Origin of the sequence: Mycolicibacterium xanthum, assembly GCF_019710635.1 — a bacterium.
Lineage (GTDB): Bacteria > Actinomycetota > Actinomycetes > Mycobacteriales > Mycobacteriaceae > Mycobacterium > Mycobacterium xanthum.
Map to the genome: position 1 here is coordinate 15,118 of NZ_JAIFZS010000063.1, position 12,682 is coordinate 27,799.

The 12,682-nt window shown below is 68.4% G+C and carries 7 protein-coding genes and 2 tRNA genes; 7 read left to right on the plus strand and 2 right to left on the minus strand.

Annotated elements, in window-relative coordinates; translation table 11 throughout:
- Positions 1-6: 6 nt before the first annotated feature.
- On the plus strand, positions 7-813 hold the full coding sequence (gene cmrA, locus JDV09_RS22585) for a mycolate reductase (protein ID WP_221371376.1): 807 nt from the start codon (positions 7-9) through the stop codon (positions 811-813).
- Positions 814-918: 105 nt separating this feature from the next.
- On the opposite strand, the gene JDV09_RS22590 is transcribed toward cmrA, so the two are convergent.
- On the minus strand, positions 919-2,550 hold the full coding sequence (locus tag JDV09_RS22590) for a helicase HerA-like domain-containing protein (RefSeq protein WP_221371377.1): 1,632 nt from the start codon (positions 2,548-2,550) through the stop codon (positions 919-921).
- 83 nt (positions 2,551-2,633) lie between these two features.
- On the opposite strand from JDV09_RS22590, the gene orn reads away from it, so the two are divergent.
- The gene (gene orn / locus JDV09_RS22595; protein WP_221371378.1) at positions 2,634-3,269 is read left to right on the plus strand and encodes an oligoribonuclease; all 636 of its coding nucleotides are present in this window, start codon (positions 2,634-2,636) and stop codon (positions 3,267-3,269) included.
- A 28-nt stretch (positions 3,270-3,297) separates the two neighbouring features.
- A tRNA-His gene (locus tag JDV09_RS22600) sits at positions 3,298-3,370 on the plus strand.
- A gap of 128 nt (positions 3,371-3,498) precedes the next feature.
- Here the strand turns inward: JDV09_RS22600 and JDV09_RS22605 are convergent.
- The gene (locus tag JDV09_RS22605) at positions 3,499-4,719 is read right to left on the minus strand and encodes a L,D-transpeptidase (protein WP_221371379.1); all 1,221 of its coding nucleotides are present in this window, start codon (positions 4,717-4,719) and stop codon (positions 3,499-3,501) included.
- Between the two features lie 165 nt (positions 4,720-4,884).
- Here JDV09_RS22605 and JDV09_RS22610 point away from each other — a divergent pair.
- From JDV09_RS22610 to JDV09_RS22625, 4 genes are all read left to right on the plus strand, one after another.
- Positions 4,885-4,957 (plus strand) — tRNA-Lys (locus JDV09_RS22610).
- Between the two features lie 64 nt (positions 4,958-5,021).
- Positions 5,022-5,741 (plus strand): thioesterase II family protein, encoded by a 720-nt coding sequence (locus tag JDV09_RS22615; protein ID WP_308124210.1) that lies wholly within the window; start codon positions 5,022-5,024, stop codon positions 5,739-5,741.
- 418 nt (positions 5,742-6,159) lie between these two features.
- Complete coding sequence (locus JDV09_RS22620) at positions 6,160-7,917, plus strand: AMP-binding protein (RefSeq protein WP_221371381.1); 1,758 nt, start codon at positions 6,160-6,162, stop codon at positions 7,915-7,917.
- A complete protein-coding gene (locus JDV09_RS22625; protein WP_221371382.1) occupies positions 7,914-12,623 on the plus strand; it encodes a type I polyketide synthase in 4,710 nt (1,569 codons plus the stop codon). Before JDV09_RS22620 ends, JDV09_RS22625 begins: the two co-directional genes overlap by 4 nt.
- Positions 12,624-12,682 lie beyond the last annotated feature (59 nt).

The following is a 12,682-nucleotide window of genomic DNA, read 5'->3' on the forward strand; positions in this document are numbered from 1 at the left end:
CGGCGCATGCCCGTTCCCGCTCCCAGCGCAGACGCCCGCGCGGTGGTCACCGGCGCGTCGCAGAACATCGGCGAGGCGCTGGCCGTCGAGCTCGCCGCCCGGGGTCACCACCTGATCATCACCGCGCGGCGCGCGGAGGTACTCGAGGCGCTGGCCGAGCGGCTGCGCGAGCAGTATCACGTGACGGTCGAGGTGCGCGCCGTCGACCTGGCCGACCCGCAGGCGCGCACCGCGCTGTGCGACGAGCTGGCCGACCGCGAAATCTCGATCCTGTGCGCGAACGCCGGCACGGCCACGTTCGGGCCGGTCGCGTCGCTGGATCCGGCCGACGAACGCAACCAGGTGCAACTCAACGTCCTCGGGGTGCACGACCTGGTGCTGGCCGTGCTGCCCGGCATGATCGAGCGCGGCGCGGGGGGCATCCTGATCTCCGGGTCGGTGGCGGGCAACTCGCCGATCCCCAACAACGCCACCTACGCGGCGACGAAGGCGTTCGCCAACACCTTCGCCGAGTCGCTGCGCGGCGAGGTGAGCGCGGCGGGCGTGCACGTCACCGTGCTGGCCCCCGGACCGGTGCGCACCGAGCTGCCCGACCCCGCCGAGCAGTCGCTGGTCGAGCGGCTGATCCCGGACTTCCTGTGGATCGACACCGAATACACCGCGAAGGTGTCGCTGGACGGACTGGACCGCAACAAGATGCGGGTGGTCCCGGGTGTGACGTCCAAGGCGATGTCGGCGGCCACCGGATACGCGCCGCGCGCCATCGTCGCCCCGATCGTCGGCGCGGTCTACAAGAAGCTCGGCGGCGACTAGCGACGCCTTCGCCGCCGAAATGGCATTCCGGCAGCGAACGTGCGAGTAGCGGCCTGCCGGAATGCCAGTTCGGCGGGGCGGCCCCGGCGGGGCGGCGACCGGCGACTAGCGGCGACGCCGGCGTCGACCCGTCCCGAAGATGCTGCGGGTGATCTCACGGCCGATCACGGTGCCCGCCGAGCGCATCGCGCTCTTGAACGCCGGGCTGTCCATCACCTTGTCCAGCAGGCCCGGTTCGGCGGGTCCGGCGGGGGCCGGCATCGGCGGGAGATCCATCGGCGGCGGCACCGGCACCGGTGGCAGCGTCTCGGTGGGCGCCGGCCCGCCGGGGGCCGGCGCACCGGGCTCCGCCAGCACCGGTGGCGGAGCCGCAAGTTTGGTCGCCAGCCTTTCGTAGGCCGATTCCCGGTCGACGGTCTGGCCGTATTCGGCCTGTAACGGACTGGCCGTGGCGGCCGACGCGATCGCGTCGGCACCGATCGTGTCCATCAGGGACCGCGGCGCCCGCATCATCGTCCACGCCACCGGTGTCGGCGCGCCCTTCTCGGAGAGCACCGTGACGATCGCCTCACCGATGCCCAGCGATGTCAGCGCCGACTCCAGTTCGTAGACATCGGTTTTCGGGTAGGTACGGACGGTCTTGCGCAACGCTTTCTGATCGTCGGGGGTGAACGCGCGAAGGGCGTGCTGGATTCGGGCGCCGAGTTGACTGAGCACATCGGCGGGTACGTCGGTGGGCAGCTGGGTGCAGAAGAACACCCCGACGCCCTTGGACCTGATCAACTTGACCGTCTGCTCCACCTGCTCGAGGAACGCCTTGGAGGCGTCGGTGAACAACAGATGGGCCTCGTCGAAGAAGAACACCAACTTGGGTTTGTCGACGTCGCCGACCTCGGGCAGCGTCGTGAACAGGTCGGCGAGCACCCACATCAGGAACGTCGAGAACATCACCGGCCGCGCCGCCTGGCTGCCCAGCTCCAGGAGCGTGATGACGCCGCGTCCTGCGGCGTCGACGCGCATCAGGTCCTCCGGCTCGAGTTCGGGCTCACCGAAGAACGTGTCGGCCCCCTCGGCCTCCAGGTTGACCAGCGCGCGCAGGATCACCCCGGCGGTGGTGGTCGACACCGCCCCCAGCGCCTTGAGCTGGGGCTTGCCCTCGTCACTGGTCAGGTACTGGATCACCGAACGCAGGTCCTTGAGGTCCAGCAGCGGCAGACCCTGCTGGTCGGCCCAGTGGAAGATCAACCCCAGAGTCGATTCCTGGGTCTTGTTGAGCCCCAGCACCTTCGACAACAGGATCGGCCCGAAACTGCTGATCGTGGCGCGCACCGGGACGCCGGTCCCGGTGGTGCCCAGCGACAGGAACTCGACCGGGAACGCGGTCGGGGTCCAGGCGTCGCCGGTGTCGGTGGCACGCTGGGTGATCCGCTCACCCGGCTCTCCGGGGCACGCCAATCCCGACAGGTCGCCCTTCACGTCGGCCATCAGCACCGGCACGCCGGCCGCCGAGAGCTGCTCGGCGAGCACCTGCAGCGACTTGGTCTTGCCGGTGCCGGTGGCGCCGGCGACCAGGCCGTGCCGGTTGACGGTCGCCAACGGGATGCGGACCCGGGCGCCTGGGTCGCACACCCCGTCGAGCATCACGGTGCCCAGCTCGAGCGCCACCCCCTCGGCGTCGTAACCTGCAGCGATCTGTTGGGCGGGGGTGGCCGACGACTCCGGCGCCTCAGAGGTCATGGGTCGAACCCTACTGCGACGACGGCGTGGATCCGGCGGGTGTGGGCGGACCGCCGCCACGGTGGGGCTTACTGTTGAGCGCTGTGCGCGACGAACTGGTGTGGATCGACTGCGAGATGACCGGGTTGGACCTCAAGTCCGACCGGCTCATCGAGATCGCGGTCCTGGTGACCGACTCGGAACTCAACGTGCTCGGCGACGGGGTCGACGTGGTGATCCACGCCGACGACGAGGCGCTGGGGTCGATGATCGACGTGGTGGCCCAGATGCACGCCAAATCCGGCCTCACCGACGAGGTACGGACCTCGGTGATCGACGTGCCCACCGCCGAGGGGATGGTGCTGGACTATGTCCGCACCCACGTTAAACAGGCCAAGACCGCGCCGTTGGCCGGCAACTCGATCGCCACCGACCGCGGGTTCATCGCGCGCGACATGCCCAAACTCGACGACTATCTGCACTACCGGATGATCGACGTCAGCTCGATCAAGGAACTGTGCCGGCGCTGGTATCCACGGATCTACTTCGGCCAGCCCGAGAAGGGGCTGGCTCATCGGGCGCTGGCCGACATCCACGAGTCGATCCGGGAGCTGCGGTACTACCGCCAGACCGCCTTCGTGGTTCCTCCCGGCCCGTCGACCAGCGAAATCGCGGCGGCCGCGAACGGCCTGGGACCGTCATCGGTTAACGATTCGGCTCCAGAGGGGTCCAGCGGCTAAGATCGACGACGCCGCGTGAGCGGCAATGGTGGCTGTAGTTCAGTTGGTAGAGCACCAGGTTGTGATCCTGGCTGTCGCGGGTTCGAGTCCCGTCAGCCACCCCGGCACCGGGAACGCCGTCTACACGACGTAGGCGGCGTTTCCGCTATCCGGAGACGTGTCGGACGCCGGCCGCGCACAAGGCCACCGGAGTCGGGGATCACCCACGCCGACCCACCGTTATCCGCCGTCAGATGTTGGCGTTGCCGGCCTGCCACTGGTCCCACGGGATGTTCCAGTCACCGAGACCGTCGGTGCCCGGCAGCGTGGAGCCCACCGTGTTGATCACCTCGACGATGTCGCCGCGCTTGGAGTTGTCGTAGAACCACTGGCCGTTGCTCGTGCTCACGTTGATGCAGCCGTGGCTGACGTTGCTGTAGCCCTGGCTGCCCACCGACCAGGGTGCGGCGTGGACGTAGATCCCGCTGTAGGAGATCTGGGTGGCCCAGTCGACCTCGGTGCGATAGCCGTTGGGCGAATTGGACGGGACGCCGTAGGTCGAGGAATCCATGATCATGTGCGAGCGGCGGTCGCCGACGATGTAGACGCCGGTGTTGGTCGGCGTGCTGTTCTTGCCCATCGACACCGGCATGGTCTTGATGACCTCGCCGTTGCGCGTCACCGTCAGCGTCTTGGTGTCGTCGTCGATGGTGGTGATCACCTCGTCACCGATGCTGAAGTTCGTCGAGACGTTGTCCTGACCGAACAGGCCGTCGCCGAGATCCACGCCGTAGGTGTTCACATCGACCTGGACCGTGGTGCCCGGCTTCCAGTACTGGGCTGGGCGCCAACGCACTTCGCGGTTACTCAGCCAGTAGAACGCGCCTTCGACGGGCGGGTCGGTCTTGATCGTGATGGCGCGCTGCGCGGCCAGCCGGTTCGGGATGTTCTCGTCGAACTGGATGGCCACGGGCTGTCCGACACCGACGACCTCCCCCTCGGTGGGCACCACGTAAGCCATCGTCAGGTTTTCCGGCGAGTGCGTCTCGAACGTCATCTGACGGCTGGCGACCCCGCCGAGGCCGAGGGACTGCGCGGTCAGCGTGTAGCGCTTGTTGTAGCCGAGTGGCTCGGTGGTCTCCCACCTCAGCCCGTCCTTGCTGAGTTGGCCGGACACCTGCTCGCCGTCCTCGTTGACCATCGTCACCGCACCGAGCACACCGAACTCGGCGGCGACCGTCACGGGCGAGTCGACGCTCACGCCCACCGCGCCGTCCTTCACCGACGACGTGAGCTTGGGCACCAGCAGATCCCCGAACGGGGTGCCCTTGTCGGCGATGACCTGTGGCGCAGGAGCCTCTGCGGACCCCCCGCATGCGGTCAGGGAGAGCGCGATCGCAGGAACCAACGCAACGGCCACCATCCAGGCTCGGCTCCGCCGGAAACGGGCCACCGTGCTGACCTGCCACATAACTACGCTCCACCTCGTATGAAGGACTGCTTCACCAAAACCATCGTCGGCGACGATTCTACGGTTACTTCGGAACCGGAGCGTGACCGCGACGTCTAGGCCCCGATAACCGCACGGACGACCGGATTTCATCCTGTGCCGTGGGCCTGTTATTGTCTCACACGCGCGCCGTTAGCTCAGTTGGTAGAGCAGCTGACTCTTAATCAGCGGGTCCGGGGTTCGAAACCCTGACGGCGCACTACGTTTAGCGTATGACTTCGGCTGAGCGCAGATGCCAGGTCGGCTGCGCTACCGTGAGCACCGTGACTACGGAGCAGGCACCACGGCTCTACATCTTCCCCCACACCGGCGGCTCAGCGGACTTCTATGTGCCCTTTGCCAGGACGTTCGGCGGGGCAATCAAGTGCGTCGCCGTCCAGTATCCCGGCAAGCGCGCCGGTAAGGACTTGTCCCAATACACGAGTATTCCGGATCTGGCTGACCGCCTTTGCGCAATGCTCAAGCCCGCCGACGCGCCCGCCGGCCGGGTGGCGTTCTTCGGGCACAGCATGGGGGCGTTACTGGCCTTCGAGCTCGCACTCCGCTTCGAGCAGGCCGGCAATCCCATCGCCGCGCTGTTCGTGTCGGCCAGTGCAGCTCCTGGATTGTGGCGCCAACGCGTCGACATGACGGGGTCCGACCTCCAACTGCTGAGCATGGTCAGCGACGTCACCGGGGCGAATCCGGAGTTCCTCAACGACGACCAGTTCGCCGCAACCCTCCTGCCGACACTGCGCGGCCTGAAGGCGATCACGTCCTACGAGTGCCCACCCGATGCGACGGTCTCGTGTCCGATCCACGCGCTGATGGCCAGCAACGACGAGTTGGCCACCGAGGAGCTGATGGCACCATGGGAGCAGCGCACCACTGCGCAGTTCGACCTCACCGTGTTCCCCGGGGACCACTTCTACATCAACACCAACCTGACCCAGCTGTCACAGATGGTTCAGGAGCGAATTCTCGCCAGATGTGACGGCGGCTAGCCAGCCCCAAGCCCGTGTTTCTGTGACCTGAAGGCGCCTCTTGGGGGTTTGCTCATTAGTTTCACAGGTGCGCATGCCAGTAAATTCTTCGAATTTCAGCCACGGTTCCAGATTTCGAGACCGGCCCCAGGTCACATGGCGGTCTGTAACCATAGACCGGTCTGGGGTCAGGGTATCAGCAACCTGGCCGCCGATACCCCAGCCCGTAGCGGGCGCAGTAGCCTTCGCTGATTCAGTGCTATCCTGACGCAGCTGATAAATTCGCTACGGCCCCACGCGCCGGGTCGGGGAGTTCTGCCTCAGACCTTCCGGTCAGCGCGGTCGCCGCCAATCACGGCCATGCCTCGTACTCGGGCCCGTGACTCGGCTGCTGAGCGCCGCATTGAGCAAACGGAAAGACGCAAAGAGGTCACCAACCATGCCGACTACCGACATGACGCTTCCTGCCCTGCTGAGCCTTCGGGCGACCACGCAGGGTGACGTTACGGCCTTCACGTTCGTGGATGGCGCAGTGCTCGGCACGGGTCATCCCGAAAGCTTGACGTGGAACCAACTGCACCGGCGGGTGCTGGCACTGGCCGAGGAGCTGCGCCGAACCGCCGCCCCCGGTGATCGGGTGGCGATCCTGGCCCCGCAGGGACTCGACTATGTCGTGGCCTTCTACGGCGCGCTGCAGGCCGGCCTGATCGCGGTGCCGCTGTCGGTACCGATGTTCGGCGTTCACGACCAGCGCGTGGAGTCCACGCTGGCCGACAGCGAGCCGACCGTGCTGCTCACCACCTCGGCGGCCGTGGCCGACGTCAACAAGTACGCCGACCCGCACGGCGGCGGGCCGGTGCCGACCGTCATCGAGGTCGACATCATCGATGCAGACGTCACCCGCGAACTCGACGCCACCGACCGCTCGCGCCGGGGACCGGCCTATCTGCAATACACCTCCGGCTCGACGCGCACCCCGGCCGGCGTCATCATCTCGCATCACAACGTGACGAGCAATGTCGAGCAGGCGGTCGCAGACTATTTCGAGGACTTCGACACGCTGCCCGCCGACACCACCGTGGTGTCCTGGCTGCCGTTCTTCCACGACCTGGGTCTGATCATGGGTGTCTGCGCACCGGTGGTGACCGGCTGCAGCGCGGTGCTGATGAGCCCGCTGGCATTCCTGAGCAAACCCGCCAGCTGGATGCAGCTGCTGGCCACGAGCACCCGCTGCTTCTCCGGCGCCCCCAACTTCGCCTTCGAGCTCGCGGCACGCCGGACCTCCGACGCCGACATGGCCGGACTCGACCTGAGCCACGTGCAGGTGATCCTGAGCGGGGCCGAACGCGTGCACCAGGCGACGGTGCAGCGGTTCGCCGACCGGTTCGCCCCGTTCGGACTCAAGGAGCGGGTGATCCGGCCGTCCTACGGCCTGGCCGAGGCGACGCTGTATGTGGCCACCCCGAGGGCCAGCAACACCGTCCGCACCGCTCGCTTCGACCTTCAGGAACTGGCCACCGGAGTGGCCCGCCGCCGCGAGCCCGCGCAGGCGGGCACCACCGAACTGGTGAGCTCGGGCAGCACCGAACTGGTGAGCTATGGCCCGCCCGGGGCATATCCGGTCCGCATCGTCGACCCGGAGTCCGGTATCGAGCAGCCGGGCGACACCATCGGCGAGATCTGGGTGCGCGGCGACAACGTCGCGCTGGGCTACTGGCACAAGCCCGAGCAGACCTCCCGCGTGTTCCGGGCCCGGATCAACCAGCCCACCGACGGCACCCCGGCCGGGCCGTGGCTGCGCACGGGCGATCTCGGTGTCATCTCCGAGGGCGAGCTGTTCATCATGGGCCGGCTCAAGGACCTGCTGATCGTCGACGGCAGCAACCACTACCCCGACGACATCGAGGCCACCATCCGGGAGATCACCGGCGGCCGCGTCGCCGCCATCGCCGTCGACAACGCGACCTCCGAGAACCTGGTGGCGATCGTCGAGGTCAAGCCCGGTGCCGCCGAGCCCGCCTCGATGAAGCGCGAAGTCGCCACGGCGGTATGGAAATCGCACAACCTGCGCGTCGACGATCTGGTGCTGGTGTCGCCCGGCGCGATCCCGATCACCACCAGCGGCAAGATCCGCCGGTCGTCGTGCGCCCAGCTGTACCGTGAGGGTGAGTTCGAGCGACTGGATCTCGCCGGATGACGTCATCGGGTGACGAGGCAGCCGACCTCCGCCACTGGCTGGTCGACTACCTGGTCACCAACATCGGCTGCGACCCCGATGTGATCGAACTCGACACGCCGCTGAACGAACTCGGCGTGGGATCGCGCGATGCGGTGGTCCTGTGCGGCGAGCTGTCCGAGGTGCTGGGGCGCCAGGTGTCGCCGGTCGACCTCTGGCAGAACCCGACCATCGAGGGCTTGGCCCATGCGTTGGCCCATCCCGATACGGAGGCACCCCACGCGACCCGGAACGGCGTCCCCGCCCCACTGTCCGAACCGATCGCGATCATCGGCCTCGGATGCCGACTGCCGGGCGACGTCGAGGGGCCGGACGCGTTGTGGGATCTGCTCACCGCACGCCGCTCGGCGGTGTCGACGGTTCCCGACGATCGGTGGCAGGCGTTCGACGACGGCTCCCCGCAGACCGCCGAGACCCTCGCCGAGACCACGCGGTGGGGTTCGTTCCTGAGCGACATCGCCGGCTTCGACGCGGACTTCTTTGGGATCACCCCGCGTGAGGCCGACTACATCGATCCTCAGCAACGCCTGCTGCTCGAGGTGACCGTCGAGGCCCTCGAACAGGCCGGCATCCCGGCCGAGTCGTTGCAGCGCTCGCAGACCGGTGTGTTCGTCGGCGCATGCGTCAGCGAGTACGGATACCTGGCCTCGCGCGACCTCAGCCAGATCGACGCGTGGACGGGCACCGGCGGCGCGTTGAGCATCATCGCCAATCGGCTGTCGTACTTCCTGGACCTGCACGGGCCGTCGTTGACCGTCGACACCGCCTGCTCCTCCTCGTTGGTGGCGGTCCACCTGGCCTGCCAGAGCCTGCGCACAGGCCAGTCGGAGCTGGCCATCGCCGGCGGGGTCAACCTGCTGCTCTCCCCCGTTGTGACCCGCAGCTTCGACCGGGCCGGGGCCATGTCGCCCACCGGTGCATGCCACGCGTTCGACGCCGCAGCCGACGGATTCGTCCGTGGTGAGGGCTGCGGTGTCGCCGTGCTCAAGCGGCTCTCCGACGCGCTGCGCGACGGCGACCGGGTGCTCGCGGTCGTACGTGGCTCGGCGGTCAACCAGGACGGCCGGTCCAACGGCCTGATGGCACCCAACCCGGCCGCTCAGGCCGCCGCGCTCCGGGCGGCCTGCGCCGATGCCGGCGTGGAGCCCGCCGAGGTGGACTTCGTCGAGACGCACGGCACCGGGACGCTCCTCGGCGACCCCATCGAAGCCCGCGCCCTCGGAGCCGTCTACGGACGCGGCCGGCAACCCGACGCGCCGCTGCTGGTGGGTGCCGTGAAGACGAACCTCGGCCACCTCGAAGCCGCCGCGGGCATCGTCGGGCTCATCAAGGCGACCCTGGCCGTGCAGCGCGGCGAGATCCCGCCCAACCAGCACTTCGACACCCCTAATCCGCACATCCCGTTCGACGAGCTCGGTCTGAAGGTCGTCGACCATGCGGTCCAGTGGCCGGCGGCCCGGCATCCCCGCAGGGCCGGTGTGTCGTCGTTCGGTTTCGGTGGCACGAACGCCCATGTGGTGCTGGAGCAGGCCCCACCGGCGCCGCTGCCCCTGCCCGTGCTGGTGCCGGCGGTGACCACGCTGGTGGTCAGCGGGAAGAGTCCCGATCGCCTGGCGGCGACGGCGTCGACGCTGGCCGACTGGATGACCGGCGCCGGGTCAGCGGTGCCGCTGGCCGACGTGGCGCACACCCTGAACCACCACCGGACTCATCAACCGTCGTTCGCCACGGTGTGCGCGGCCGACCGGGCCGAGGCCGTGGCCGGGTTGCGGGCGCTGGCGGCCGGGCAGTACGCGCCCGGCGTGGTCGGGCCGCACCAGGGATCGTGCGGCACGGGAACCGTTTTCGTCTACTCGGGGCAGGGTTCCCAGTGGGCGGGGATGGGCCGGCAGTTGCTCGCCGACGAGCCGGCGTTCGCGGCCGCCGTCACCAAGCTCGAACCGGATTTCGTGGCCGAGGTCGGGTTCTCGCTGCACGACGTGCTCGCCAGTGGGCGGGAACTCAGCGGCATCGAGCAGATCCAGCCGGTGTTGGTCGGTGTCCAGTTGGCGCTGACCGCATTGTGGCGCTCCTACCGCGTCGAACCCGATGCGGTGATCGGGCATTCGATGGGCGAGGTGACGGCGGCGGTGGTGGCCGGGGCGCTGACTCCGGCCGAAGGCTTTCGGGTGATCGCCCGGCGGTCGCAGTTGATGTCCCGGCGCGCCGACAAGGGCGCGATCGCACTGCTGGAACTCGACGCACCCGCCACCGAGGCGTTGATCGCCGATGTCCCGGACGTGACGGTGGCGGTCTACGCCTCACCGCGCCAGACCGTTGTCGCCGGGCCGGCCGAGGCGATCGACGCGGTCATCGACCGCGCGGGCCGGCAGAACACGTTCGCCCGCAAGGTGAATGTGGATGTGGCGTCCCACCACGCGATGATGGATCCGATCCTGCCGGAGTTGAAGGACGCGTTGGCCGACCTGGTGCCCGGCTTTCCGGTCATCCCGGTCATCAGCACAGTCGAGAATGCCGGTGAATCACCACAGTTCGATGCCGACCACTGGGTGGCCAACCTGCGTAACCCGGTCCGGTTCAGCCAGGCCGTCGCCATCGCCGGTACCACCAACCGCACCTTCATCGAGATCAGCCCGCACCCGTTGCTCACCAGGGCGATCTCCGACACCCTGGAGGACCCGGAAACCGGCAACAAACATCACCACAGCCTCGGCACCCTGCAGCGTGACACTCACGACACCGTCGCATTCCACACGTCGCTGAACGCAACGCATACCGTCCGTCCCCCACTCGGCGAGCACCCGCCGGAGCCGCACCCGGCGCTCCCGGCCACGCCATGGCGCCATACCAGACATTGGATCGACTTCGCTCCCCCGTTGTCCACCAACGGTTTCGGTGCGCGGAAAGGTCGACGGCCATTGGCCGCCGAGGACAGCCCGATCCCTGCGGACTGGTTGTACGAGCCCACCTGGCCGAGCCGTCCGCTGCCCGCCGGCGACGCCGGTGCGGCCGGCTCGTGGCGGGTGCTCGGGGACGACGAACTGGCCGCCGAACTCGGTCGCGGCCGGGCCGACGCCGTGGACAACGTGCTCTACGCACCCGCCGCCACCGGCTCGCCGATCGACGTCGCATCGGCCTACGAGCTCTTCAACGAGGCGCGGCGCATCGCCGCCGAGCTGATCGAACTGCCGTCACCGCCCCGACTGTTCTTCCTGACCCGCAACGCCCAGCCGGTCGCCGACGGGGACCGGGCCAATCCCGTCCATGCGGTGCTCTGGGGCCTGGGCCGCACCCTGGCCCTCGAGCACCCCGAGATCTGGGGCGGTGTCATCGACGTCGACGAGTCGATGCCGGCGGTGCTGACCGCTCGCCACGTGCGCGCCGAGGCGAGCGCCGGCGACCGGGAGGACCAGGTCGTCCACCGGGCCGGCGCCCGCCATGTGCCGCGTCTACAGCCAACGGCGGCAACGGGATCCGGTACCACACTGACCACGGCCGGCAGCCACCTGGTGATCGGGGCCACCGGCCACATCGGTCCGCATCTGATCCGGCAGCTCGCCGACATGGGCGCCGGAACGATCGTCGCGGTTTCCCGGAATCCCGGCGGACGGCTCGACGACCTGGGCGCAAAACTCGCATCCGCGGGGACGACGCTGGTCCAGGTGGCCGCCGACGTCACCGACCAGACCGCCATGGCGGCGTTGTTCGACCGGTTCGGCACCGAACTCCCCGCGCTCGAGGGCATCTACCTCGCGGCGTTCGCCGGTGGGCCGGTGACGTTGTCCGACATGACCGACGACGACGTGAACACCATGTTCCGTCCGAAGCTGGACGCACTGGGTGTGCTGCACGCGCTGTCACTGAGAACCGATGTCCGCCAGTTCGTTCTGTTCTCGTCGATCTCCGGTCTGCTCGGTTCGCGCTGGCTCGCCCACTACACGGCGACCAGCACCTTCCTGGACACCTTCGCCTACGCCCGGCGCAACCTCGGCCTGCCCGCCACCGTCGTGAACTGGGGACTGTGGAAATCTCTGGCCGACCAACAGTCCGATGCGGGACAGGTGATGTCCGACGCCGGGCTCCAGCCGATGCCCGACGGGGTGGCCATCCGCGCCTTGCCGCTGCTGCTGGGTCCCGATGCGCCGGTGCGGTCCACCGTGGTCGACGCGGACTGGCCACTGCTGGCGACGGCCTATCGCACCCGCGGAGCGCTGCGCATCGTCGACGACGTCTTGGCGCGCCAACAGGCCGCCGAGTCGGCCGCGCCCGAGAGCGAATTCTGCAAGGCCCTGCGCGAGAGCCCACCCGAGCTGCGCCGCGGGCTGTTGGCCGAGCACATCGGCACGATGGCGTCGGCCGTGATCGGACTGGCGCCCGACGAAACCCTGGACCCGGAAGCGGGATTCTTCCAACTCGGCATGGATTCGCTGATGAGCGTCACGCTTCAGCGCCGCCTCAGCGCAAGCCTGGGCATCGCATTGCCCGCGGCACTGATCTACGAGTACCCGAGCATCTCGAGTCTGACCGACGCCCTGTGCGAGCGCATGGGGGTGGCGGCGGCCGAGATCCCGGGGACCTCGCCATCGGGCCTTGGCGCACGAGCCCAGCAACGCGCTCGCGCCCGTCAGGGCGCCCAGGCGAACAGACGGAAAGGACATCGGGTTTGACTACCGACGACGGACTCGTGACCACAGCGGATGGGCTGTCGCCCAACGCTGTTGCGGTC